The sequence below is a fragment of the Streptomyces mangrovisoli genome (assembly GCF_000974985.2).
Classification (GTDB): Bacteria; Actinomycetota; Actinomycetes; order Streptomycetales; family Streptomycetaceae; genus Streptomyces; species Streptomyces mangrovisoli.
The window spans coordinates 58,019-82,922 of the sequence record NZ_LAVA02000020.1 but is presented as its reverse complement, the minus strand read 5'-3'; the positions used below and the strand labels follow the sequence as shown (position 1 = coordinate 82,922).

18 protein-coding genes and 1 pseudogene are annotated in these 24,904 nt (G+C 73.2%); 4 read left to right on the top strand and 15 right to left on the bottom strand.

Features of this window, described 5'->3' with window-relative positions; translation table 11 throughout:
• Positions 1-5 precede the first annotated feature (5 nt).
• The 3 genes from WN71_RS10515 to WN71_RS10505 all read right to left on the bottom strand — a co-directional run bounded on the left by WN71_RS10515 (position 6) and on the right by WN71_RS10505 (position 6,841).
• Positions 6-1,853, bottom strand: a complete 1,848-nt coding sequence (locus WN71_RS10515) for an acetolactate synthase large subunit (protein ID WP_107469617.1) — start codon at positions 1,851-1,853, stop codon at positions 6-8.
• A 317-nt stretch (positions 1,854-2,170) separates the two neighbouring features.
• On the bottom strand, positions 2,171-5,656 hold the full coding sequence (locus WN71_RS41865; RefSeq protein ID WP_420856485.1) for an EAL domain-containing protein: 3,486 nt from the start codon (positions 5,654-5,656) through the stop codon (positions 2,171-2,173).
• 222 nt (positions 5,657-5,878) lie between these two features.
• Positions 5,879-6,841, bottom strand: coding sequence for a 2-hydroxyacid dehydrogenase (locus WN71_RS10505; RefSeq protein WP_046582641.1), 963 nt, complete (start codon positions 6,839-6,841; stop codon positions 5,879-5,881).
• 74 nt (positions 6,842-6,915) lie between these two features.
• Here WN71_RS10505 and WN71_RS10500 point away from each other — a divergent pair, with 74 nt between their 5' ends.
• Both WN71_RS10500 and WN71_RS10495 read left to right on the top strand, forming a co-directional pair.
• Complete coding sequence (locus tag WN71_RS10500) at positions 6,916-7,914, top strand: aldo/keto reductase (RefSeq protein WP_046582639.1); 999 nt, start codon at positions 6,916-6,918, stop codon at positions 7,912-7,914.
• 185 nt (positions 7,915-8,099) lie between these two features.
• Positions 8,100-9,263 carry a PQQ-dependent sugar dehydrogenase gene (locus WN71_RS10495; RefSeq protein WP_420856488.1) on the top strand — a complete coding sequence of 388 codons (1,164 nt, stop codon included), beginning with the start codon at positions 8,100-8,102 and terminating at the stop codon, positions 9,261-9,263.
• 4 nt (positions 9,264-9,267) lie between these two features.
• On the opposite strand, the gene WN71_RS41855 is transcribed toward WN71_RS10495, so the two are convergent.
• The 7 genes and pseudogenes from WN71_RS41855 to WN71_RS42650 form a co-directional block, all read right to left on the bottom strand.
• Positions 9,268-9,441 carry a DUF6191 domain-containing protein gene (locus tag WN71_RS41855; RefSeq protein ID WP_167382914.1) on the bottom strand — a complete coding sequence of 58 codons (174 nt, stop codon included), beginning with the start codon at positions 9,439-9,441 and terminating at the stop codon, positions 9,268-9,270.
• A gap of 113 nt (positions 9,442-9,554) precedes the next feature.
• A complete protein-coding gene (locus WN71_RS10490) occupies positions 9,555-12,635 on the bottom strand; it encodes a helix-turn-helix transcriptional regulator (RefSeq protein WP_046582636.1) in 3,081 nt (1,026 codons plus the stop codon).
• Between the two features lie 248 nt (positions 12,636-12,883).
• A complete protein-coding gene (locus WN71_RS10485) occupies positions 12,884-13,078 on the bottom strand; it encodes a hypothetical protein (protein WP_046582634.1) in 195 nt (64 codons plus the stop codon).
• 202 nt (positions 13,079-13,280) lie between these two features.
• Positions 13,281-13,925, bottom strand: coding sequence for a hypothetical protein (locus WN71_RS10480; RefSeq protein ID WP_046582632.1), 645 nt, complete (start codon positions 13,923-13,925; stop codon positions 13,281-13,283).
• A gap of 47 nt (positions 13,926-13,972) precedes the next feature.
• Positions 13,973-14,287: pseudogene (locus WN71_RS10475) on the bottom strand (GNAT family N-acetyltransferase); the annotation flags it as partial.
• Between the two features lie 23 nt (positions 14,288-14,310).
• Positions 14,311-16,554 carry an MMPL family transporter gene (locus WN71_RS10470; protein ID WP_046582630.1) on the bottom strand — a complete coding sequence of 748 codons (2,244 nt, stop codon included), beginning with the start codon at positions 16,552-16,554 and terminating at the stop codon, positions 14,311-14,313.
• A gap of 188 nt (positions 16,555-16,742) precedes the next feature.
• The gene (locus WN71_RS42650) at positions 16,743-17,159 is read right to left on the bottom strand and encodes a hypothetical protein (RefSeq protein ID WP_046582629.1); all 417 of its coding nucleotides are present in this window, start codon (positions 17,157-17,159) and stop codon (positions 16,743-16,745) included.
• A gap of 120 nt (positions 17,160-17,279) precedes the next feature.
• Here WN71_RS42650 and WN71_RS10460 point away from each other — a divergent pair, with 120 nt between their 5' ends.
• The gene (locus WN71_RS10460; RefSeq protein WP_420856484.1) at positions 17,280-18,062 is read left to right on the top strand and encodes an SAM-dependent methyltransferase; all 783 of its coding nucleotides are present in this window, start codon (positions 17,280-17,282) and stop codon (positions 18,060-18,062) included.
• A 90-nt stretch (positions 18,063-18,152) separates the two neighbouring features.
• On the opposite strand, the gene gatB is transcribed toward WN71_RS10460, so the two are convergent.
• Genes gatB through gatC form a run of 4 tightly spaced genes read right to left on the bottom strand, consistent with a single transcriptional unit; the run spans position 18,153 to position 21,717 of the window.
• Positions 18,153-19,667 carry an Asp-tRNA(Asn)/Glu-tRNA(Gln) amidotransferase subunit GatB gene (gene gatB / locus WN71_RS10455; protein ID WP_046582625.1) on the bottom strand — a complete coding sequence of 505 codons (1,515 nt, stop codon included), beginning with the start codon at positions 19,665-19,667 and terminating at the stop codon, positions 18,153-18,155.
• A gap of 15 nt (positions 19,668-19,682) precedes the next feature.
• Positions 19,683-19,925 carry a hypothetical protein gene (locus tag WN71_RS10450; RefSeq protein ID WP_046582623.1) on the bottom strand — a complete coding sequence of 81 codons (243 nt, stop codon included), beginning with the start codon at positions 19,923-19,925 and terminating at the stop codon, positions 19,683-19,685.
• The gene (gene gatA / locus WN71_RS10445; protein WP_046582622.1) at positions 19,922-21,415 is read right to left on the bottom strand and encodes an Asp-tRNA(Asn)/Glu-tRNA(Gln) amidotransferase subunit GatA; all 1,494 of its coding nucleotides are present in this window, start codon (positions 21,413-21,415) and stop codon (positions 19,922-19,924) included. The genes WN71_RS10450 and gatA overlap by 4 nt, the downstream gene beginning before the upstream one ends.
• Positions 21,416-21,420: 5 nt before the next feature.
• A complete protein-coding gene (gene gatC, locus WN71_RS10440) occupies positions 21,421-21,717 on the bottom strand; it encodes an Asp-tRNA(Asn)/Glu-tRNA(Gln) amidotransferase subunit GatC (RefSeq protein ID WP_006130840.1) in 297 nt (98 codons plus the stop codon).
• Positions 21,718-21,910: 193 nt separating this feature from the next.
• Between gatC and WN71_RS10435 the strand changes: the two genes are divergently transcribed.
• Positions 21,911-22,495 (top strand): TetR/AcrR family transcriptional regulator, encoded by a 585-nt coding sequence (locus WN71_RS10435; RefSeq protein WP_046582618.1) that lies wholly within the window; start codon positions 21,911-21,913, stop codon positions 22,493-22,495.
• A 67-nt stretch (positions 22,496-22,562) separates the two neighbouring features.
• Here the strand turns inward: WN71_RS10435 and WN71_RS10430 are convergent, their stop codons facing one another.
• Positions 22,563-24,815: a putative bifunctional diguanylate cyclase/phosphodiesterase gene (locus WN71_RS10430; RefSeq protein ID WP_046582617.1), complete on the bottom strand. Its 2,253-nt coding sequence runs from the start codon at positions 24,813-24,815 to the stop codon at positions 22,563-22,565.
• Positions 24,816-24,904: the final 89 nt, after the last annotated feature.

The window sequence follows — 24,904 nt, the reverse complement described above, 5'->3', positions numbered from 1 at the left end:
CTCTGTCAGTCGTCTTCGTTGTCACCGAAGTCCGGGCGGACGTCCCGGGCGGCCATGATCTCGTCGTTGGAGGTGCCGGCGGCGACCATCGGCCACACCATCGCGTCCTCGTGGACGATGAAGTCCACGACGACCGGGCGGTCGTTGATCGCGTTCGCCTCCTCGATGACCTTGTCGAGGTCCTCCGGGGACTCGCAGCGCAGCCCCACGCAGCCCATCGCCTCGGCCAGCTTGACGAAGTCCGGCACCCGCGTGCCCTTGGCCTGCGGGTTGACGTCGTCCGGGCCGCTGTGCAGGACCGTGTTGGAGTAGCGCTGGTTGTAGAACAGGGTCTGCCACTGGCGGACCATCCCGAGGGCGCCGTTGTTGATGATGGCGACCTTGATCGGGATGTTGTTCAGGGCGCAGGTGGTGAGTTCCTGGTTGGTCATCTGGAAGCAGCCGTCGCCGTCGACCGCCCAGACCGTGCGCTCCGGTGCGCCGGCCTTGGCGCCCATCGCGGCCGGGACCGCGTAGCCCATCGTTCCGGCGCCGCCGGAGTTCAGCCAGCTGGCGGGCTTGTCGTACTGGATGAAGTGCGCCGCCCACATCTGGTGCTGGCCGACGCCCGCCGCGAAGATCGTGTTCTCGGGGGCGAGGGCGCCGATCCGCTCGATGACCTGCTGCGGGGAGAGCGAGCCGTCGTCGGGCAGGTCGTAGCCGAGCGGGTAGGTCTCGCGCCAGCGGCTGAGGTCCTTCCACCAGGCGGTGTAGTCGCCCTTGTGGCCCTCGGCGTGCTCCTTCTGGACGGCCTGGACCAGGTCGGCGATGACCTCGCGGGCGTCACCCACGATCGGCACGTCCGCGACGCGGTTCTTGCCGATCTCGGCCGGGTCGATGTCGGCGTGGACGATCTTGGCGTGCGGGGCGAAGCTGTCCAGCTTGCCGGTGACGCGGTCGTCGAAGCGGGCTCCGAGGGCGACGATCAGGTCGGCCTTCTGCAGCGCGGTGACGGCGGTGACCGAACCGTGCATGCCCGGCATTCCCACGTGCAGCGGGTGGCTGTCGGGGAATGCGCCGAGCGCCATCAGGGTGGTGGTGACGGGCGCTCCGGTGAGTTCCGCGAGGACCTTCAGCTCGGCCGTGGCGCCGGACTTCTGCACGCCGCCGCCGACATAGAGGACGGGCCGCTTCGCGGAGGTGATCAGCTTGGCCGCCTCGCGGATCTGCTTGGCGTGCGGCTTGGTGACGGGCCGGTAGCCGGGCAGGTCCAGGACAGGCGGCCAGGAGAAGGTGGTCTTCTTCTGGAGGATGTCCTTGGGGATGTCCACCAGGACCGGACCCGGGCGGCCGGTCGAGGCGATGTGGAACGCCTCGGCGATCACCCGTGGGATGTCCTCGCCCTTGGTGACCAGGAAGCTGTGCTTGGTGATCGGCATGGTGATGCCGACGATGTCCGCCTCCTGGAAGGCGTCCGTGCCGATCGCGGCGGAGACCACCTGGCCGGTGATCGCGACCAGCGGCACCGAGTCCATGTTGGCGTCGGCGATCGGGGTGACCAGGTTGGTGGCGCCGGGACCCGAAGTCGCCATGCAGACGCCCACCTTGCCGGTGGCCTGCGCGTAGCCGGTCGCGGCGTGACCGGCGCCCTGCTCGTGCCGGACCAGGACGTGGCGCACCCGGGTGGAGTCCATCAGCGGGTCGTACGCCGGAAGGATCGTGCCGCCGGGGATGCCGAATACGGTGTCGGCGCCGACCTCCTCGAGAGAGCGGATGAGGGACTGCGCACCCGTCACGGTCTCGGGCGCGGACTGGTGTCCTCCGGATCGGGGCCGCGGCTGCGGATGGTGGGCCCCGGTGGCCTGCTCGGTCATCGGCATTCTCTTCTCGATGCTGAGGGTTTTGCTGGGGGGTCGTGCCGGGTGCTGCTGGATCGTGCCGGGTACTGCTGGGTCCTACTGGGTCGTACAGGGTCTTACGGGGTCGTACGGGGCCTTCGCCGGCAGCGGTCCGACGGTCCGCTGGCAACAAAAAACCCCTCGTGCCGGGAGGCAAGCGAGGGGAGCGCGCCGGTGTGGTCGCTGGGGGGTCCGGATCGTTTCCGGTCGTTCCCAGTTCAGCCGACGCGCTTGCCAAGTACGAGAATTCGGGTGCGCATGGCACTGACCCTCCCCCCGCCGCACATCCACTGTCAAGTGGGTGGGACGGGAGTCTCAGCATGTGAGCGGAGGGTGGTTCCACCCAGTGCCCCGCCGCCCAGCACCACCGGCACACCACTGGTGTACACCCCCGGGCGCCCGCCCGCGAACGCGGGCTCGGCCGGGCCGTGCGGAACCGGAAAACGGCCGGATGTGAGCGCCCGGCGCAGCCGCACCTCGTCCAGCGGCCCGGAGAAGGCCATGCCCTGCCCGTGGGTGCAGCCCATCGCGCGCAGGGTCACGACCTGTTCCGGCAGATCCACCCCGTCGGCCACGGACTGGAGCCCGAGGTCGCCCGCGATGCGCAGCAGCCCGCTGGTGATCTTGTGCAGCCGGGCCGACTCCACCACGCCCTCGACCAGACTGCGGTCGAGCTTCAGCACGTCGACGGGGAGCTTGCGCAGCGCCGTGATCGCCGCGTAGCCGCTGCCGAAGCCGTCCAGGGCGATCCGCACGCCGAGCCTTCTGAGCGCGCCGAGGCGGCGCTCCAGCTCGTCCAGGGAGACCCTGGGGTCGGTGTCGGCCAGTTCGATCAGCAGCGCGCCGGAGGGCAGCCCGTGCCGGGTGAGCAGGGCCTCCACCGAACCCAGCGGCAGTGACCGGTCGAGCAGCCGGCGGGCGCTCATCCGCACCGCGACCGGGACCGACAGGCCGTGCGCGGTGCGCTCGGCGGCCCGCTCGACGGCCTCCTCCAGCATCCACCGGCCGAGTTCGGCGGTGCGGTCGCCGTCCTCGGCGACCCTGAGGAACTCGGCGGGGGTGAAGAGCACGCCCTGCGAGGACCGCCAGCGCGCCTGGGCGGTGACCGACGTGATCCGGCCGTCCGCCAGGGACACCACCGGCTGGTGCAGCAGCGTGAACTCGCCGTCGTGCAGTGCGGCCCGCAGCCGCGTGGCCAGCTCCGCCTTGCGTACGACGTCCTGCTGCATCTGCGGCTTGTACAGCTCGACCCGGCCCTTGCCCGCGGCCTTGGCCCGGTACATCGCCAGGTCCGCGTTGCGCAGCAACTCCCCCGCTCCGAGCCCCGGTTCGGCGAAGGCGACGCCGATGGAGGCGGCCACCCGGACATCGTTGCCGTCGATGAGGTAGGGCTGGGAGAGGGTGATCCTGAGGCGGTCGGCGAGCTCCAGGATGTGCCGCTCCCGGGCGGTCCGGTCACGGGTGCCGTCCCCCACGATCAGGGCCGCGAACTCGTCGCCGCCGAGCCGGGACGCGGTGTCGCCGTGCCGGACCGCGTCCTGGAGTCTGCGGGCGGCCTGGACGAGCAGTTCGTCCCCGGCCTGGTGCCCGATCGTGTCGTTGACGGCCTTGAAGCCGTCGAGGTCGATGAAGAGCACGGCGGTGCCGCGCAGCCGGTCACCCCGGTCGGAGGCCCGGCGGCCGGACAGCGCCTGCTGCACGCGCCGGGTGAACAGGGCGCGGTTGGGCAGGTCGGTGAGCGGGTCGTGCTCGGCGTTGTGCTGGAGCTGCGCCTGGAGGCGCACCCGCTCGGTCACGTCCCGGCTGTTGAAGATCAGGCCGCCGTGGTGCCGGTTGACGGTGGACTCCACGTTGAGCCAGCCGCCCCCGCCGGAGCGGAAGCGGCACTCGATGCGGGTGGTGGGTTCCTCGGCGGGGCTGGTGGCGAGGAAGCGGCGCACCTCGTGCACCACGCAGCCCAGGTCCTCGGGGTGGATCAGGCCGGCCAGCTCGGTGCCCACCAGGTCCTCGGCCGGGCGGCCGTAGACCCCGGCCGCGGCCGGGGAGACGTAGCGCAGGACACCGTTGGGCGCGGCGATCATGATGACGTCGCTGGAGCCCTGCACCAGGGAGCGGAAGTGGTTCTCCTTCTGCGCCAGTTCCTGGGTGAGGGTGATGTTGTCGAGCAGCATGATGCCCTGGCGGACCACGAGGGCGAGCACGACGGCGCCCGCGGTCATCAGCACCACGCGGTCGGGGCTGCGGCCGTTGAGGACGTTGTAGAGGATGCCCAGGGTGCAGACGGCCGCGGCGAGGTACGGCGTGAGCGCGGCCAGGGATCCGGCGATGGGCCGGCCGGCCGGATACCGGCTGTGATCACCCCCCGGTACGGGCGGCCGCGGGCGACGGGGGTCGCGCGGGGCGGGGAGCTGCTCGCGGAGCTGATCCCGGAGCGCGTAGCCGTGCTCCTCGCCGGGGTCCTGCGGTTCCCCGGCCGGGTCCGCGCGGCCGTCGCCGTGGTCGGGGCGGTTCTCGCCGTGGTCGGGGTGCTGCTGGCGGTGGTCGGGGTGCTGCTCGGCGTGGTCGGGGTACTGCTCGGCCTGATCCGCGAGCTTCTCGGCCCGGTCCGCGAGCTGCTCGGCCCGGTCCGCGCGGTCCTTGCCGGATTCCCCGCGCTCCCCTCGTTCCCCTGGCTCCGCGCGCTCCTTGCCGAGGTCCGGGCCGACGGATTCCGGCTGACCGTGCCGGGGGCCGACCCAGGGGGCCGCGGCGAGCAGCAGCGAACCGGCGAACCAGCCCGCGTCGAGCAGCTGCCCGGAGTGGTAACTGCTGTGCAGCAGCGGCGAGGTGAACAGCGCGTCGCACATCACGGTGAGGGCGAGCGCGCCGACCGCGGTGTTGACCGCGGAGCGGTTGACCGCCGTCCGCCGGAAGTGCAGCACGAGCACCATGCTGACCAGGGCGATGTCCAGCAGCGGATACGCCAGCGAGAGCGCGGTGTGGGCCACGCTCGGCCCGTCGAACTTGGCCGCCTGGGCGAGCGCCAGACTCCACGACAGGGTGAGCAGCGAGCCGCCGATCAGCCAGGCGTCGAGCGCCAGGCAGACCCAGCCGGCCTTGGTCACCGGCCGCTTGGCGAGGACCAGCAGGCCCACGATCGCCGGCGGGGCGAAGCACAGGAAGAACAGGTCGGCGCAGCTGGGGCTGGGCACGGGCTGGTCGAGCACCACCTCGTACCACCCCCAGACACCGTTGCCGAGGGCCGCCATCGCCGAGGAGAGGGCGAACAGCAGCCAGGCGGGCCGAAAGCGGACCCGGGGTCCGCGGGCGTAGACGAAACAGGAGACCGCGGCGGTGCCGGCCGCGGCGCTCAGCCCGAAGTCCCCCATGATCAGCGCGAGTTCGGTGGAGCCCCAGTCGAGCGCGGAACCGACGGCGTATCCCGCGCACACCAGGGCCAGTGCGAGCTGGTGGACCAGGCTCGTCCCGTCCGGTCCGCCGGACGGCGACCGGGGCAGCAGCACCCTCGGGGAGGGCTGCGGCCGCAGCCTTCCGTGGAGGGCGGTCGTGGGCGACGGGAGCGCGGTCACCGGGTTCCCCCGGTCCGCAACGCCCCAGGGTCCCGGGGCTCCGGGTGTCCCGGCTGCGCGTGCCGCCTGCGGCCGCTGTGCCTGCGGTGGTGGTGTGGACCGTGATGGCCGCCGTGGTGGCCATGGTGACTGCCGTGACGGCCGCGTCTGCGCGCGACCGTGTGCCAGGGTCGCCGTCGGCGGCTTCGCCGCGTCGGATCGTTCGTCCATAGGCCGTGCATCGCCCGTCGCCCCCCTCACAAGTCTGCAATGTCCATCCCCGGCGCCGAACGGTGCGCGGCGCAGCCCCTGTCGGGACGATACACCAGTCTCGTCACTCAGGGACATAGTTCCTCTACGCTCCGTGACGACCAGCGGGAACGCGCGCACGCACCGCGTTCGGGGAACTGCGGAGGGTGCCCGAAGCGGATCAGATGCGCGCGCGGCCCCGGGTCATGCGCCGGCCGAGCCCGTCACCAGGATCACGTGGCCGAGCGGCCGATGGTTCACGAAACGCCCCAACTGGTCCACCAGAAGCCTTTTCGCGCGCGGCAGATAGGCGGAGGTGGGGCCGCCGACGTGCGGGCTGATGAGCACGCCCGGCGCGCTCCACAACGGGTGCTCCGGGGGCAGGGGTTCGGGGTCGACGACGTCCAGGGCGGCGCAGATCCGGCCGGTCGTCACCTCCGCGAGCAGGGCCTCGGTGTCCACCACGGCGCCGCGCGCGACGTTGACGAGCAGCGCGCCGTCCTTCATCCGGGCGAGGAACTCGGGTCCGGCCAGGCCGCGGGTGGCGTCGTTGAGCGGCGTCGAGAGGATGACGACGTCGGCCTCGGGCAGCAGGGCGGGCAGGGCGGCGATCGGATGCACCGGGCCGCGCGCCGCCGTGCGCTCCGAGCGCGCGACACGTGTCACCCGCGCCACCTCGAACGGGACGAGCCGGTCCTCGACGGCCTCGCCGATGGCGCCGTACCCGACGATGAGCACGTTCTTGTCGGCGAGCGCCGGGTGGAAGCCGCTCTGCCAGCGCCCCCGGTCCTGGGCCCGCACGAACCCGGGGACGCCGCGCAGGGACGCGAGCGTGAGGGTGACGGCGAGTTCGGCGGTGCTGGCGTCGTGGACGCCGCGCGCGTTGCACAGCGTCACGCCCGGCGCGACGAGGTCGAGCACCGAGGTGATGTCGTCCACGCCCGCGGTCAGCGTCTGGATCAGCCGGAGGTTGGTCATCCGCGCCAGCGGACGCACCTTGACGGGCTGCCGCTTCATGTACGGCACCACGTACACCGCGCAGTCGGCGGGGTCCGCGGGGAACTCCTGGCGGCCGTCGTCGCCGCCGTCCCAGAACCGGTAGACGGGGCCCTCGGGGAGCCCTGGGATCTCGTCCGGCGGAATGGGCAGCCATACGTCAGTACTCATGGTCAGGAGGCTATGTCAGCTCCGGTGGCGGCAGAGGTTAGGTTGGGTGTGCCAACAGGGAGGTTCACGAGCAGGTGGAGCGCAGGACGATCGGCGCGGGGGCGCTCGCGGTGGGGGCAGTCGGCCTCGGGTGCATGCCGATGAGCTGGGCCTACAGCGGTTCCCGGCAACGCGGCGAGGAGTCGGTCAGGGCCGTGCACGCGGCACTTGACCTGGGTGCCACGCTGCTCGACACCGCGGACATGTACGGCCCCTTCACCAACGAGCTGCTGCTGGGGCGGGTGTTGAAGGAGCGGCGGGCGGACGCGTTCGTGTCGACCAAGGTCGGCCTGCTGGTGGGCGAGCAGCACATCGTGGCCAACGGCCGCCCCGGGTACGTGAGACGGGCCTGCGACGCGTCGCTGCGACGGCTCCAGACCGACGTGATCGACCTCTACCAGCTGCACCGCGCCGACCCCGAGGTCCCGGTGGAGGAGACCTGGGGCGCGATGGCGGAGCTCGTACAGGCCGGAAAAGTAAGGACGTTGGGGCTGTGCGCGGTCGGGGCGCGCGGCGGCCGGCGCTCGGGTTCCGGGCTGCACGACGCGACGATCCGTCAACTGGAGCGTGTGCAGCAGGTGTTCCCGGTGAGCGCGGTCGAGGCCGAGTTGTCGCTGTGGTCGGCGGAGGCGCTGGACGCGCTGCTGCCGTGGTGCGAGGCGCGCGGGGTGGGCTTCCTCGCCGCGATGCCGCTCGGCAACGGCTTCCTGACCGGCACGCTCACCCCGGGCGAGGGGTTCGAGCCGGACGACCTGCGCGCCCGGCACCCCCGCTTCACGGCGGAGATGATGGCCGCGAACCAGCCGATCGTGGCCGGTCTGCGCCGCATCGCCCGGCGCCACGGCGAGCAGGTCACCGCGGCCCAGGTGGCGCTCGCCTGGGTGCTGGGCCAGGGCCGGCACGTGATCGCGGTGCCGGGCGCCAAGCGGGAGCGCTGGGTGCGGGAGAACGCGGCGGCACCGGCGCTGCGGCTGACCGAGCACGATCTCAGGACGCTGACCGGCCTGCCGACGGCCCAGGGCTCCTGGGACTGAGCGGGGGCGTCGGACCGCCTTCGCCGGGCACGCGTATCGCCTTCGCCGGGCACTGGGATCGCTTTCGCCGGGCACGCGGGATCGCTTTCGCCTTGCACTCGTATCGCCTTCGCCGGGAACTCGTGGGGCGCGAGCGGTGTAATGCAGGGTGAGGCCGTTCGTGCGGAAGTGGGGAAGGGGTCGAGATCGTGGGACGTCGAGGTGGCTCCGCCGTGTTGTCCGCGACCGTGCTGCTGCTGGTGGCCGGCTGCTCGTCGGGCGGGGGCGGTGCGTCCACGGGCGAGGGCGCGAGCGCGTCCGCGACCTCCGCCGCGCCGTCGACGGCCGCGGGCACGAGCGCGTCGGTGCCGCCCGCCAAGGGCTCGGTCACCGTGTTGCGCACGCTCACCACCGGTCTGAAGACGCCCTGGGGCGTGGCCGTGCTGCCCGGCGGGGATCTGCTGGTGGCCTCGCGCGACGACGGCACGATCACCCGGGTCGACGCCACGACCGGGAAGAAGGCGGAGCTGGGCTCGGTCTCCGGGGTGTCGGCGGCGGGCGAGGGCGGGCTGCTGGGCCTCGCGCTCTCCCCCGACTACGCCTCCGACCACATGGTCTACGCCTACTTCACCTCGGCCTCCGACAACCGCATCGTGCGGATGCGGTACGACGAGAAGAAGCCCGCGGGCGAGCGGCTGGGCGCGCCCGACACGATATTCAAGGGCATACCCAAGGGTTACATCCACAACGGCGGCCGGATCGCGTTCGGCCCGGACGGGATGCTGTACGCGGGCACGGGCGAGAGCGGGCAGCGGGGCCTCGCGCAGGACAAGAAGTCGCTCGGCGGCAAGATCCTGCGGATGACCCCGGAGGGCGAGCCGGCGCCCGGCAACCCGTTCCACGACTCCCCCGTCTACACCTATGGCCACCGCAATGTGCAGGGCCTGGCCTGGGACGACAAACAGCGGCTGTTCGCCTCGGAGTTCGGGCAGGACACCTGGGACGAGCTGAACGCGATCAAGCCCGGCGGCAACTACGGCTGGCCGGACGCGGAGGGCCTCTCGAAGGACCCGGCGTACCAGAACCCGATCGCCGAGTGGCACACCGACGACGCCTCCCCGAGCGGGATCGCCTATGTCGACGGCGTGATCTGGATGGCCGCGCTCAAGGGTCAGCGGCTGTGGCGCATCCCGCTGGACGGCACGAAGGCGTCGGCGGCCCCGCAGGCGTTCCTCACGGGGAAGTACGGCCGGCTGCGCACGGTCGTGGCCGCGGGCGACGGCAAGGTGTGGCTGACCACCAGCAACACCGACGGCCGCGGCGACCCGAAGCCGGGCGACGACCGGATCCTGGAGCTGAAGGTGTCGTAGCGCGTCACTCGCCCTCGGGCGCGGGCGGGCGTACGACGACCGTGCCGGAGTCGAGGTCTATCGGGCCCCGGCCCGGGTCGCTGTCGCCTATGTCCTCGCGGCTGAGCTCCAGCCGCTTCTGCTCGTCGTGCGTGTGCTTGCGGCCGGGTGCGAACAGTTCCTCGAAGGCACCGAACATGTTTCTTCCTCCCCCGCGGCAGGTGCGTCGTGCATCGTCCCTACGACCGTACGTCCACCGGCACGCGAGGCGGTAGCTCGGACCCCCGCCGGGGCGGCCGCCCGGCGGCCCGCTCAGCCCGTTTTGGCCCGGTCCCCCTCACCCGGCGGGAACAGACCCATGCGGTGGGCCACCGCCGCCGCCTCGCCGCGGCCCCCGACGCCGAGCTTGGCCAGGATGTTCGACACGTGCACGCTGGCCGTCTTGGGCGAGATGAACAGCTCCTCGGCGATCTGCCGGTTGCTGCGGCCCGCGGACACCAGCCGCAGCACGTCCCGCTCCCGGCTGGTGAGGCCGAGCGCCTCGGCCGGGTCGGTGGCGGCGGGCGGCCGCGAGAGGTGCCGGGCGAGGACCAGGCGGCCGCGCTGGGCGAGCAGGGCGGCCGCGTCGGCGAGCGGCCGGGCGCCGAGATGCTCCGCGACCGCGCCGGCCAGCCGGAGCAGCTCGGCGGCCCGGTCCCGTTCGTCGTCCCCGCCGGCCGCGAGCAGCGCCTGCGCGAGCCGGAGCCGTACCCGGGCGAGGTCGTAGGGCCGCTGGAGCTGTTCGAAGGCGCCGACCACCTCCGCCCAGGCGTCGGCGGTGTCCGCGCCGTCGGCGCGGGCGAGCTCGGCACGGACCCACAGCTCGTGGGCGAGCCAGAGGGGCGCGCCGGTGGTGAGCCGCTTGGCGGCGGCGCGGATGCGGTCCAGGGCGTCGCTCCGGCCGGGCTCGGCGGCGGCCGCGCCCCGGGCGTCGGCCTCGGCCGTGGCGGCGGCCAGCAGCAGCGGCCAGCCCTCGTACTGGGTGCCGGGCGGCGCTCCTGCGTCGAGGGCGGCGGCCAGCTCCGCGCGGGCGTCCGCCGTGCGGCCCCCGGCGGCGGCGATGCCGACGCCGATCCGGGCGAGCGGCAGCCACTGCTGGGGCATCGGGTCGTGGCTGCCGAAGTGGCCGCGGGCGGCGGCGAGCCGGCGGGCCGCCTCCGCGCCCTCCCCTCGGGCGAGGGCCAGGGCGGCCAGGGTCAGGGCGGCCAGGCCCTGCGGCTTGGCGCCGGGGCGGCGCAGCGCCTGTGCGGCGGCCTGCTCGGCCTCGTCCCAGCGGCCGAGGGAGTACAGCGACTCGCCGAGGTTGCCCCACACCCAGTCCTCGCTGTGCAGCAGGCCGAGCCGCTGCACGAAGGCGACGCCCTCGCGCAGGACGGGGACGGCCTCCTGGGAGCGGCCCACCGACTCCAGCTGGGCCGGCAGATTGACGTAGGCGCGGCCCGCGACGTCGTGCACGCCCTCGTCCAGCGCCTGGCGCATGACCTCGCGCATCTGGGTGAGTCCGGCCTCGGTGGCGCCCGCGTCGACCCTGAGGCCGGCCAGGGTGAGGCGCGCGTTCAGCTCGATCTCGCGGGCGCCGACCATGCGGGCGTACTCCACCGCCCGCTCGGCGGCGGACAGCGCCTCGGGCCCGGGTTCGTGCACCATCGCCCAGGAGGCGATCAGGCTGAGCACCTCGGCGTGCACCTCGGACGGGGGCAGCCCGCGCACCAGCTCCTCGGCGGTGGCGAGCTCCGCGCGGCCGTCGCCCCGGCCCTGGGCGCTGACCAGCCGGGAGCGCTGGACCCAGAACCAGGCGGCGCGCTGCGGGTTCCCGCCGCTCGCGCACGCCCGGCCGCTCGCGTGCGGGTCGTGGTCGTCCTCCAGCAGCCGCAGCGCCCGCTTGGTGATCTTCAGCGCGCGTTCGCGCTCGCCGCTGAAGCGGCCCGCGAACGTGGCCTCCGCGAGCAGGTCGAGGAAGCGCAGCGGGGTGGAGTCCGGGTCGCAGCCGCAGGGCGGGAAGGCGCCGACGCTCGCGGCGGGGCGCAGCCCGGCCCGCACGGCCTCGGGGGCCGCGTCCCACAGCTCCATCGCCCGTTCCAGGAGCCGCAGCTGCTCGCTGTAGGCGTGCCTGCGGCGGGCGGTGACGGAGGCGTCGAGGACGGCGGGGAGCGCCTTGGCGGGGTCGTGCGCGTGGTACCAGTAGCTGGCCAGGCGGGTGGCGCGCTGGTCGGCGGGGACCAGCGTCGGGTCGGCCTCCAGGGCTTCGGCGTAGCGGCGGTTGAGGCGGGAGCGCTCGCCGGGCAGCAGGTCGTCGCTGACGGCCTCGCGGACCAGGGAGTGGCGGAAGCGGTAGCCGTCGCCGGTGGGCGCGGCGAGCAGGATGTTGGCGCCGACGGCGGCCCGCAGCGCCTCGATGAGGTCGTCCTCGGCGAACCGGGCGACGGCGGCGAGCAGCCGGTACTCGACGGTGGAGCCGCCCTCGGCGACGATCCGGGCGACCCGCTGGGCGCTCTCCGGCAGCGCCTCGACGCGCACGAGCAGCAGGTCGCGCAGCGAGTCCGACAGTCCGGTGCAGCAGCCCTCGCCGGCGGCGACGGCGAGCTCCTCGACGAAGAAGGCGTTGCCGTCGGAGCGTTCGAAGATGTCGTCGACCTGGGCGGGGTCGGGTTCGGCGGCGAGGATGCCGGCGATCTGGCGGCCGACCTCCTCGCGGGTGAAGCGGGCGAGTTCGACGCGGCGGACGGTGCGCAGCCGGTCGAGTTCGGCGAGCAGCGGGCGCAGGGGGTGGCGGCGGTGGATGTCGTCGGCGCGGTAGCTGGCCAGGACGAGGAGGCGGCCGGTGCGCAGGGTGCGGAAGAGGTAGGCGAGGAGGTGGCGGGTGGAGGCGTCGCCCCAGTGCAGGTCCTCCAGGACGAGGACGACGGTGCGGCCGGTGGCGACGCGTTCCAGGACGCGCGCGGTGAGTTCGTAGAGGCGGGCGGTGCCCTCCTCGTCGTGCCGGCCCTGGCCGGTCTCGCCCCACTCGGGGAGCAGCCGGGCCAGTTCCTCCTCCTGGCCGGCGGCCGCGGCGGCGAGTTCGTCGGGCAGCGCCCGGTGCAGGGCGCGCAGCGCGGTGGAGAAGGGGGCGAACGGCAGCCCGTCGGCGCCGATCTCGACACAGCCGCCGAGCGCGACGACGGCGCCGCGGCGGCAGGCGGCGGTCGCGAACTCCTCGATGAGGCGGGTCTTGCCGACCCCGGCCTCGCCGCCGACCAGCAACGCCTGCGGCTCGCCCGCGTCCGCGCGGGCGAGCGCGAGGTCGAGCGTCTTCAACTCGTCGACGCGGCCGACGAAACGCGGGCTGAGCGGCTTGGTCTCCACGAGGCCGAGCATCGCACGCGGGTACGACCCACCGGCACCGGTTTTGCCACCGGCTGCGCCCGGCAGGGCTGCGGTGCCGCCAGGCAGCACGGCACCGGCCGCAGCGGACACGGCTTCGGCGCCGCCGAGCAGCACGGCACCCGCCGTCCCGGGAGCAGCTCCGGAGCCACCTGGCACGACCACGCCGGTCGTGCCAGGCAGGGCTCCCGGGGCCGGGGTGGCCCGCGTCGGGGTTTCGGGGGTGGTCCCCGTGGGCGGGTTCACGCGGCCCGGGGGGCGCGGAACCAGCGGGGGCGGCGGCTATGTGCCTCGTCGTCGGCGGCGCGCCGGGCCGCTTCCTCGCGGCGGGCGGCGCGGCGGCTCTGGACGGCCGCGCGGACCAGGCGCTGCCGGTCGGCCTCGCGGCGCAGTTCGGCGGAGCGCAGGTGGTGCAGTTCGTACTCGTAGCCGGACATCTGTGTCTCCCTGGTGGCTGCGGTGCCCCGGGCCGGTCGGCCGGTGCGTGTTCCACTGTCGTCCGCCAGGGGGGTGCGCCACATCGGGAGAGTTCCGCATCTTCGGCCGCCGCGGGGGCCTTAGACACGACCGAGGGGTCCTACGGCGTCCGTAAGGTGCTTACGGACGTCCCTAGGACCCCTCGTGAACTGCGGGGAGGGTTCAGCTGGCCGACGGCAGCGAGAGCAGCGCGTCGGAGTACTTGAGCACGGCCAGCAGCAGGCCGATGACGCCGAGGGCGACACCCGCCCAGGCGACCGACTTGATCCACGGGGCCTGCGGGCGGCGGGCGCCGAACGCGGGGATGGCGAGGGTGACGACACCGGTGACCAGGCCGAGCAGGGCGAAGATGCCCGCCCAGATGGCGGTGGTGTGCCAGGCGTCGCCGTAGACGGCCTTGATCTGCGTGGCGACGCTCGCGGTCGACGAGGTGTGGAGCTGGCCGACGAGGGTCTGGCGGGCGGCGGCGATGGAGCCGATCCAGCCGCCGTTGAGCGACACCAGGCCCAGCACCGTGGAGACGACGGCGGCGGCGCCCTGGCCGACACCGGAGCCGCGCTGGGCCTCGTCCGCGGCGATCAGGGCGGCGAGCTCGGCCTCGACGGCCTCGTCGTCCTCGTCGATGTCCGCCTCGCCCTGGGCGTCCTCGTCCGTCTCCGCGGAGGCGTCGTCCGCCTCGGTCGCGGCGGCGTCCGCCTCGGTGGTCACGCCCGCCTCGGCGGCCTTCTCGGCGGCCTGGTCGCGCTGTTCCTCGGTGGCCTCGGCGCCCGCTTCGGCACCGGCCTCGTCAACTGTCTTGGTTTCCATGCCTCGCACCGTACGGACGCTCTCTGAGAGGTGTCTTAATGATCGTCTTACTTTTCGCGGGCCACTTCCTCGCGGACCGCCCGCCACTCGGGCACGAGCAGGGACCGGACCTCGGTGTCCTGCCGTACACCCTTGTGAAGACGGCGCTCGCGGAGCACCCTCTCACGGGTCATCCCCGGCCGCCGGGCCACGTTGACGCTCGGCTGGTCGGCGGATGCCGCGCCCCACTCCACACGGTGCAGGCCCCGCTCGTCAAACGCCCATTCGAGCAGCACCCGCACGGCCCGGGTGGCCGGGCCCCGTCCGGCCGCGGCGGGCTCCAGCCGGCAGCCGACCTCGCGGACGCCCTGGGCGGCGTCGAAGGGGCCGCGGCTCGGCGCCGTCGTCACCCGGCGACATCGCGTACGTCTTCCTGCTGCTCCTCGGCGAGGACGTCGGCCACCTCCGCGTCGGTGACCGCGGCCGGCCTCTCATGGGCGGCACGGCACTCGGGGGGCTCGATGCTGATGCGTGGCAGGCGGCGGTCCAGCCAGCGCGGCAGCCACCAGTTGGCGCCGCCGAGCATGTGCATCAGGGCGGGCACCAGCAGGGTGCGCAGGACGAACGCGTCGATGGCGACGGCGGCGGCGAGCGCGATGCCGAACATCGCGATCACCCGGTCGCCGCTGAGCACGAAGGCGAGGAACACCGAGATCATGATGACGGCGGCGGAGTTGATGACCCGGCTGGTCTCGGCGAGGCCGACGCGGACCGCGCGCCGGTTGTCGCCGTACTCCAGCCACTCCTCGTACATCCGGCTGACGAGGAACACCTGGTAGTCCATGGAGAGGCCGAACAGCACCGACACCATGATCACGGGCAGGAAGGGCTCGATCGGGCCGGCCCGGCCGAGGCCGAGCAGCTCGCTGCCCCAGCCCCACTGGAAGACGGCGACGACGACGCCGAACGCGGCGGCGACGGCGGCGATGTTCATCAGGGCGGCCTTGACCGGGATGCCGATCGACCGGAAGGCCAGGAGCAGCAGCAGGCAGCCGAGCGCGATGACGGCGCCGACGAACAGCGGCAGCTTGCCGATGATGACCTGGGCGAAGTCGTCGTAGCTGGCGGTGACGCCGCCGACCTGCACGTCCAGCGAGGTGCCGGCCTCGGCGCGCGGCAGCACCTCGGTGCGCAGCCGGTCGACGAGGTCGCTGGTGTGCTGCGACTGCGGGGCGGAGTCGGGGACGACGGTGAGGTACGCGGTCTCGCCCGAGGTGTCGTAGGTGACGGCGCTGACGGAGGCGACGCCCTCGGTGCCGCGCAGCGTGACGTCGAGGTTGTCCAGGGCGAGCCGGTCGGCGGCGCGGTCGACCTTGGTGACCAGGGTGAGCGGGCCGTTGACGCCGGGCCCGAAGCCTTCGGCGAGACGGTCGTACGCCTGCCGGGTGGTGGAGTGCTGGGGGTCGTTGCCCTGGTCGGAGGTGCCGAGGCGGAGCGAGAACGTCGGCAGCGCGAGCACCGCGATGACGAGCACGGCGATCCCGCCGAGCAGCTTGGGGTGGCGTTCGACGAAGGCGGACCAGCGGGCGGCGAGACCGGTGGGCAGTTCGGGTTCGGGGCCGCGTTCGGCGAGCCGGCGGCGTTCGCGGCGGCTGAGGGCGCGCATCCCGATGAAGGAGAGCAGGGCGGGCAGCAGGGTGACGGAGGCGGCGACGGTCAGCACCACGGTGAGCGAGGCCGCGACGGCGACCCCGTTGAGGAAGTTGAGCCGCAGGATCAGCATCCCGAGCAGCGCGATGCAAACGGTGGCACCCGCGAACACGACGGCCCGTCCGGTGGTGGCGACGGCGTTGGCCGCGGCCTCGTCGACCGGGAGACCGCGTTTCAGTCCCCTCCGGTGCCGGGTCACGATGAAGAGCGCGTAGTCGATGCCGACGCCGAGTCCGACCAGCATGCCGAGCATGGGGGCGAAGTCGGCGACGGTCATGGCGTGCCCGAGCAGCTCGACGCCCATGTAGGCGGTGCCGACGCCGATCAGGGCGGTGCCGATGGGCAGCAGGGAGGCGGCGAGCGAGCCGAAGGCGAGGAAGAGCACGACGGCCGCGACGGCCACGCCGACGATCTCGGCCGTGTGCCCGCCGGAGGACTCGGTGAGCGCGATGGCGCTGCCCCCGAGTTCGACCTCCAGGCCGTCGGTCTCGGCCGACTTGGCGGTGTCGACCACGGCCTGCGCCTCGGAGGTGCCCACGTCCTCGGCCTGCTGGTCGAACGTGACGGTGGCGTACGCGGTGTGGCCGTCGGCGCTGATGCGGCCCGCGCCCTGCCCTTCGTAGGGGCTGGTCACGGTGGCCACCCCGGGCAGATCGGCGATCTTGTCCAGGGTGGCGGTCATGGTCTGTTCGACGTCCGAGGCGCGGACGGTACCCGAGGCGGTGTGCCATACGACGGTGTCGCTGTCGCCGCCGAGGCCGGGGAAGCCCTCCTGGAGCAGTTGGGTCGCGCGGCCCGACTCGGTGCCGGGGGCCTCGTAGTCGTTGGAGTACGCGGAGCCGGTGACGGCCGCGGCGGCCGTGACCCCGCCGAACGCGAGAAGCCAGAGCAGGACCGCCATCAGGCGGTGCCGCACACACCAGCGTGCCAAGGCTGCCACGACTTGCTCCCAGGGGTTTTGTGCATCTTTGTCCGGGAACAGTGGTTCATGGCATGAACAGCCCGCAAAGAACGCATGAGCAATGCGAAGACCACTCTTGCAGGCGAAAGTGATCCTTTAAGCGGTTCATGGGCCTAATCACATGAGTGGGAGCCAGATCACAGGCGGATAACGATCACGTAAGCGCCTCAGTCGAACTGGTCTCCGAGCGCCATCACCATCGCCCCCAGGACGAGCAGCCACAGGGCCCTTCGGGTGTGCCCGCGGGCGCCGAGGAACACGGCGGGGGCGCAGACGACCGCCCCCACGGCGTAGGCCACCGGGACGCGCGCGGGGACCCCGCCACCGAGCCGCATGAGCGCCGCGGCGACCCCGGCCAGGGTCAGCAGCGATCCGGCGGCGACAGCGGTCCAGCGGGCCCGCCGGGCGTCCTCCAGGGGGTCGTGGCCGGGGTCGTCGGCGGGGGCGGCGGTCCCGGGGCTGTGGTCGTGGGCGTCCTCGCCCGGTGCCTGCGCACCGGTTGTCTCCTCGTCCCGGTCGTCGGGCCGGCCCTCCGCCGCCTCGGCTATCGGGATCTGCGTATCGGAATCGGCACGTCCACTCATGGCGCGGGAGCCTAGTGCCTCCCGCCGGGAAATCCGGCTGCGGGCCCGCTCCCCGCGTTGCTACGGTCCGCGGGTCAGCCGTCCCCGGCCGAGCGCCGATGTCCCGGGCAGGTGCGCAGAGTGAACGACGACCGCCTCGCCGACCGTGTGTGTCTCCCCCACTACCCGCGCAGCGGCCGCTACGACGCCCGCTGGACCGTCGACAACGAGATGGGCCCGCACGCGCTGTGGCTGCTGGAGTGGCTCGCGCCCGCGCTGGGCCTCGCGGACCTGCCGCCCGGCGCGCGCGTGCTCGACCTCGGCTGCGGCCGCGCCATGACCTCCGTCTTCCTCGCCCGGGAGTACGGCGTCCAGGTGGTCGCCGCCGATCTGTGGATCGACGCCGACGACAACGCCGTACGGATCGCCGAGGCGGGCGTCGGGGACCTCGTGCTCCCGATGCGGGTCGAGGCGCACGCCCTGCCGTTCGCGGCGGGCACCTTCGACGCGATCGTCTCCGTCGACGCGTACCAGTACTTCGGCACCGCCGACCTGTATCTGCCGACCCTGGCCCGGCTGCTGAAGCCGGGCGGGCGGATCGGGGTGGTGATGCCGGCCCTGCGCGAGGAACTGGCGGACGGCGAGGTGCCGGAACATCTGCGGCAGTGGTGGGAGCCGGACTTCGCGTGCTTCCACACGGCGGGCTGGTGGCGCCGGCACTGGAGCCGCAGCGGCGCCGTCGAGGTCGAGGCGGCCGACTGGCAGCCGGACGGCTGGCGGGACTGGCTGCTCTGGTCGGAGGTGGTCGCCGAGGCGAGCACGGACGACTTCCACGTCGGCATGGCGGCCCGCAACGCCGCACTGGTCCGCGCCGACCAGGGGCGCACGCTGGGCTTCGTACGGGTGGTGGGGCGGCGCGCCTGAGGCCCGGCGCCTCGCGGAGCACCCCGGACATGGCGAAGGGGGGACACACCGGCAGCCGGTGTGTCCCCCCTCGCCGGGGGTCGCCTGGGATCAGCCCTCGGTGACGCCGAGCTTCTCCAGGATCAGCTCCTTGACGCGGGCCGCGTCCGCCTGGCCGCGCGTCGCCTTCATGACCGCGCCGACCAGGGCGCCGGCCGCGGCCACCTTGCCGCCGCGGATCTTGTCCGCGACGCCCGGGTTGCCGGCGATGGCCTCCTCGACGGCCGCGGTGAGCGCGCCCTCGTCGGAGACGACCTTCAGACCGCGCTTGTCGACGACCTCGTCCGGCGTGCCCTCGCCCGCGAGGACACCCTCGATGACCTGGCGCGCCAGCTTGTCGTTCAGGTCGCCGGAGTTCACCAGCTCGGTGACCCGGGCGACCTGCTGCGGGGTGATGGCCAGCTCGTCGAGCGAGGTGCCCGACTCGTTGGCGCTGCGGGCCAGCTCGCCCATCCACCACTTGCGGCTGGAGGCCGCGTCCGCGCCGGCGTCGATCGTCGCGACGATCAGGTCGAGCGCGCCGGCGTTGGTGATGGACTGCATGTCGGTGGCGGAGATGCCCCACTCGGCGAGCAGCCGGGTGCGGCGGGCCAGCGGCAGCTCGGGCAGCGCCGCGCGGATCTCCTCGACCCATTCGCGGGACGGCGCGACCGGCACCAGGTCGGGCTCCGGGAAGTACCGGTAGTCCTCGGCCTCCTCCTTCACGCGGCCCGAGGTCGTGGACCCGGTGTCCTCGTGGAAGTGGCGGGTCTCCTGGATGATCGTGCCGCCGGAGGAGAGCACGGCCGCGTGGCGCATGACCTCGAACCGGGCGGCGCGCTCGACGGACCGCAGCGAGTTGACGTTCTTCGTCTCGGAGCGGGTGCCGAACTTCTCGGTGCCGTTCGGGCGCAGCGAGAGGTTCACGTCGCAGCGCATCTGGCCCATCTCCATGCGGGCCTCGGAGACACCGAGGGCACGGATCAGCTCGCGCAGCTCGCGGACGTAGGCCCGCGCGACCTCGGGGGCCCGCTCGCCCGCGCCCTCGATCGGCTTGGTGACGATCTCGATGAGCGGGATGCCGGCGCGGTTGTAGTCCAGCAGGGAGTGGGACGCGCCGTGGATACGGCCGGTGGCGCCGCCGACGTGCGTCGACTTGCCGGTGTCCTCCTCCATGTGGGCGCGCTCGATCTGCACCCGGAAGGTCTCCCCGTCCTCCAGCTGCACGTCGAGGTAGCCGTCGAAGGCGATCGGCTCGTCGTACTGGGAGGTCTGGAAGTTCTTCGGCATGTCCGGATAGAAGTAGTTCTTCCGGGCGAAGCGGCACCATTCGGCGATCTCGCAGTTCAGCGCGAGGCCGATCTTGATCGCGGACTCGACGCCGGTCGCGTTGACGACCGGGAGCGCGCCGGGCAGACCGAGGCAGGTCGGGCAGGTCTGCGTGTTCGCGTCCTGTCCGAGCTCGGTCGAGCAGCCGCAGAACATCTTGGTCTTGGTGCCGAGTTCGACATGGACCTCGAGGCCCATGACGGGGTCGTACGAGGCCAGGGCGTCCTCGTACGACACCAGGTCGGTCGTGGTGGTCACGGTGAAACTTCCCTCTCAGCCCAGCAGGACGTCGTCGTCGCCCAGCCGCTTCAGCTCGCGGTACAGGATGGCGAGGCCGGTGACGATCGCGACCGCGGAGACGGTGGCGTCGATGAGCCGCAGCGTGTCGTGCTCGGCGCGGGCCTTCTTGATGCGCTTGGCGACACCGACCGCGCCGAACGCGGTGGTGGCGATGGACACGTACGTTCCGGACTTGGACTTCTTGAAGCCCTTGGCCTTGGACAGTGCGTTGCTCACAGCGACGGAGCCTCCTCCAGGAGCGGGTGTCCCCACTTTTCCACGAAGGCGGCTTCGACGGCGGCACCGACCTTGTACAGGCGGTCGTCCTTGAGCGCGGGCGCGATGATCTGGAGGCCGACGGGGAGGTTGTCCTCGGGGGCCAGACCGCACGGCAGCGACATGGCCGCGTTGCCCGCCAGGTTGGTCGGGATGGTGCACAGGTCCGCGAGGTACATCGCCATCGGGTCGTCGGTGCGCTCGCCGATCGCGAAGGCCGTGGTCGGGGTCGTCGGGGAGACGATCACGTCGACCTGCTCGAAGGCCTTCTCGAAGTCCCGCGTGATCAGCGTGCGGACCTTCTGCGCGGAGCCGTAGTAGGCGTCGTAGTAGCCGCTGGAGAGGGCGTACGTGCCGAGCATGATGCGGCGCTTGACCTCGGGGCCGAAGCCCGCCTCACGGGTGAGGGAAGTGACCTCCTCGGCCGAGTGGGTGCCGTCGTCGCCCGTGCGGCGGCCGTAGCGCAGGCCGTCGAAGCGGGCGAGGTTGGAGGAGCACTCGGACGGCGCGATCAGGTAGTACGCCGACAGGGCGAGGTCGAAGGACGGGCAGTCCAGCTCGACGATCTCGGCGCCCAGGTCCTTCAGCAGGGCGACGGACTCGTCGAAGCGCTGGATGACGCCGGCCTGGTAGCCCTCGCCGCGGAACTGCTTGACGACGCCGACCCGCATGCCCTGGACGCTGCCGTTGCGCGCGGCCTCGACGACCGGCGGGACCGGGGCGTCGATGGAGGTGGAGTCGAGCGGGTCGTGCCCGGCGATCACCTCGTGCAGCAGCGCCGCGTCCAGGACCGTACGGGCGCAGGGGCCGCCCTGGTCGAGGGAGCTGGAGAACGCCACCATGCCGTAACGGGAGACCGCGCCGTACGTCGGCTTGACGCCGACCGTGCCGGTGACGGCGGCCGGCTGGCGGATGGAGCCGCCGGTGTCGGTGCCGATGGCGAGCGGCGCCTGGTAGGACGCGAGCGCGGCGGAGGAACCGCCGCCGGAGCCGCCGGGGATCTTGGTGAGGTCCCAGGGGTTGCCGGTCGGGCCGTAGGCGCTGTTCTCGGTGGAGGACCCCATGGCGAACTCGTCCATGTTGGTCTTGCCGAGGATGACCACGTCGGCGGCCTTGAGCCGCTTGGTGAGCGTCGCGTCGTACGGCGGGATCCAGCCCTCGAGGATCTTCGAGCCGACCGTGGTCGGGATGCCCTCGGTGGTGAAGATGTCCTTCAGCGCGAGCGGGACGCCGGCCAGCGGGCCGAGCTTCTCGCCCTTCGCGCGCTTCTCGTCGACGGCGCGGGCCTGCGCGAGCGCGCCCTCACGGTCGACGTGCAGGAAGGCGTGCACCTTCTCGTCGACGGCCTCGATCCGGGCGAGGTGCGCCTCGGTGACCTCGACGGCCGTGAGCTCGCCCGAAGCGATCTTCGCGGCGGTCTCGGCGGCGGTGAGCTTGATGATGTCCGTCATGGCGTTTACTCCTCCCCCAGGATCTGCGGCACCTTGAAACGCTGCTGCTCCTGGGCCGGGGCGCCGGACAGCGCCTGCTCGGGGGTGAGCGACGGACGGACCTCGTCCGCCCGCATGACGTTCGTCAGCGGGAGCGGGTGCGAGGTCGGCGGTACGTCTTGGTCGGCGACCTCGCTGACGCGGGCGACCGCGCCGATGATGTCGTCCAGCTGTCCCGCGAAGTGGTCGAGCTCTTCGGGCTTCAGCTCCAGACGCGCCAGCCGGGCGAGGTGGGCGACCTCCTCGCGCGTGATGCCAGGCATGCAGCGTTCCTCTGGGGTGAGTGTGAGTGCTTTGGCCCAATCCTAGGGGGCGGGGCCCCTCGTCCGTTAAACGGTTTGCCGGTGCGGGGGCCGAGTCGAGGGACGCGTCCGGGGCGAAGGGTGTCCGCGCCGGCTCCGGCGACGTCGCTGAAAGAGCGTCGACAGATTGGCTAGCGATGCTAGAATCGAGGTCATGTCGATCCAGACGCGCCGGGAGCGCGAACGAGCGGACCGCGAGCGGCTGATCGTCACCGCCGCGCGGGAACTGGCGGAGTCCGAGGGCTGGGACGCGGTCACCACGCGCCGGCTGGCCGCGGAGATCGAGTACAGCCAGCCGGTCCTCTACAGCCACTTCAAGGGCAAGGACGCGATCATGGCGGCCGTCGCCGTGCAGGGCTGCGCGGACCTGGCGGTGGAGCTGCGGACGGCGCGCGAGGGCGCCTCGGGGCCGCGCGCGCACCTGGCGGCGGTGGGCCGGGCGTACACGGCCTTCGCGCTGCGCAGGCCCGCGGTGTACGACGCGATCTTCACCCTCCCCGTGGACCTGCCGTTCGCCACGCCGGAGGCGCCGGAGCCGCTGCAGGCGGCGTTCGGGGAACTGCTCCGGGCCGTGACGCCGATCGCCGAACCGGGCGACGAACCGGGCCTGCTGACGGAGACCTACTGGGCGGGCCTGCACGGGCTGATCACCCTGATGCGCAGCGGCCGCCTCCCGGCGCGGGAGCACGAGCGGCGGCTGTCCCTGCTGATCGCCCACTTCACGGCGGGACACGGCTGACCCGCCCGCCCGGCTCGCCCCGGCGCGGGACCGGGCCCGCCCGGCACGGCGCGCCCGCCCGAGAGGGTCAGTCCGCGGCGGGCAGGGCGGCCCGGGGGCGCTGCCAGCCGCGCGGGCCGCGGGCCCTGAGCCACGCGGTCGTCTCCTCCGGCGGCATCGCCGCGGCGACCAGCCAGCCCTGTACGGCGTCGCAGCGCAGGTCGCGCAGCCGCTCCCACGTCTCGTCGTCCTCGACGCCCTCGGCGACGACGAGCAGCCCGAGCGAGTGCGCGAGGTCGACGGTGCACCGCACGATCTCGGCGTCCTCGTTGTCCACCGCGAGCCGTGCCACGAACGACCGGTCGATCTTCAGCTCGCTGACCGGCAGCCGCCGCAGGTGGACCAGCGAGGAGTACCCGGTGCCGAAGTCGTCCAGGGACATCTTCACGCCGTGCCCGGTGAGCGCGGCGAGGGTGTCGGCGGCCCGCTGCGGGTCCTCCAGGAGCACGTGCTCGGTGATCTCCAGTTGCAGCGCGCCCGCCGGGACCCCGTGCCGGGCCAGCCGCGCGGCCACCGAGCCCGCGAACCCGGGCGTGTGCACGTCCCGCGGGGAGACGTTGACGGCGACCGGGACGTAGAGCCCCTGCGCCCGCCACGCGGCGACCTGGCCGAGCGCGGTCTCCAGCACGTACTCCGTCAGATGGGGCATCAGCCCCGAGGACTCCGCTATCGCTATGAACTCGTCCGGCGGAACCTTCCCGCGCTCCGGGTGCACCCAGCGCACCAGCGCCTCCAGGCCGGCCACCTGCCCGTCGAAGCGGACCTTCGGCTGGTAGTGCAGCTGCACCTCGTGCGCGTCGAGCGCCCGGCGCAGATCGCCCAGCAGGCCGAGCCGGTCGGGGGTGTTGGAGTCGCGCTTGGACTCGTACACCTCCACGCCCGTGCGGTCCCGCTTGGCCTGGTACATCGCCACGTCGGCCCGCCGCAGCAGGCCCTCGGCGTCGAGGGCGTGGTCGGGGAAGACCGCGACGCCCGCGCTGGCCTCCAGGACGAGCGTGAGCCCGTCCAGGTCGAGCGGGGAGCTGAGCGCGGCGACCAGGCCGCGCGCCACCCGGGTCGCGGACGTCGTGGAGTCGGCGACCGGCAGTAACACGGCGAACTCGTCGCCGCCGAGCCGCGCGGCCTCCGCCCCGCGCGGCAGCGCGACGCGCAGCCGGTCGGCGATCTGGAGCAGCAGCCGGTCGCCGGCCAGATGCCCCAGGGTGTCGTTGACGGACCGGAACCGGTCCAGGTCGATGAGCATCAGGGCGGCCCGCGCGCCGATGCGTTCGGCGTCGTCCAGGGCGGTCCAGATACGTTCCAGCAGCCACTGCCGGTTGGGCAGGCCGGTGAGCGGGTCGCGCAGTTGCTCCTCGGCGCGGGCGCGGGCGATCCACAGGGTGGAGTCGAGCGCGACGAGGGGTATCGCGAACAGCGGCAGCAGCACCGGCTGGGCGACGGCGACCACGCAGATCAGCGGCGCGATGCCGAGCAGGGCGACCGCGACCAGACCCTGTCTGACCAGGGCGGTGCGGGCGACCGTGGGCAGTCCGCCGCCGCGCGGCGCGTGCAGATACCAGAGCAGGGCGCGGGTGACCGTGAGATAGGCCGCGGCGACCAGCAGCACCTGGGGCACCGCGGACATGGTCCAACTGCCCGGGTCCCACGGGTTCTCGACGGACGGCACCCGGCCGAAGGCGCCCAGCACCAGGGCCCCGGCGCCGATGCCGAGGATGTCCACCGATCCGTGCAGCACGCCGGGGCGCCAGCGGTTGCGGCGGGCGATGCCGACCAGGACCACCACGGTGAGGCTGACCATGCCGGCCGGCACCCAGCCGTAGAGCAGCAGGACGGCGAGGGTGAGGGCGGCGCCGGAGCCCGTGCCGCCCCACCAGCGGGAGCGGCCGAGCATCACCAGGTGACCGACGATGATGCCGGTGAGCAGGGCCAGCGACCAGCCGACCGTGCCGCACGGGAAGAGCGCGTGGTGGTCGGTGAAGGCCCGGTAGAAACCGGCGCCGAGCACCAGCGCGGCGGCGGCGGTGACCACGGCGGGCAGCGCGGGCCAGGCCGGACGGCGGTCGTGGTCGGGGCCGGGTATGCCGAGGGCCCGCTCGGCGGCGGCCCGCGCGGAGGCGGCCTCGGCGGCGGCGGTGCGATGCCCGGTGACGGGTACCGGCGTGCCCGGACGGCCCGTGGCGGAGTCCGCGGACCATGTGGCCCACCGGCTCCCCCGCCACGCGCCCGCCACGCGGCGCAGATGCGTCCGCGCGGCCGAGGCGGCGCTCTCGGTCGGTTCCATTCCCGTCCCTCTCACAGCCGGCGGCGCACGCGCCACGCGACCAGATGCCCGACATCCATCAACGGCTCCGCGCTGGAAAACCCTTCCCC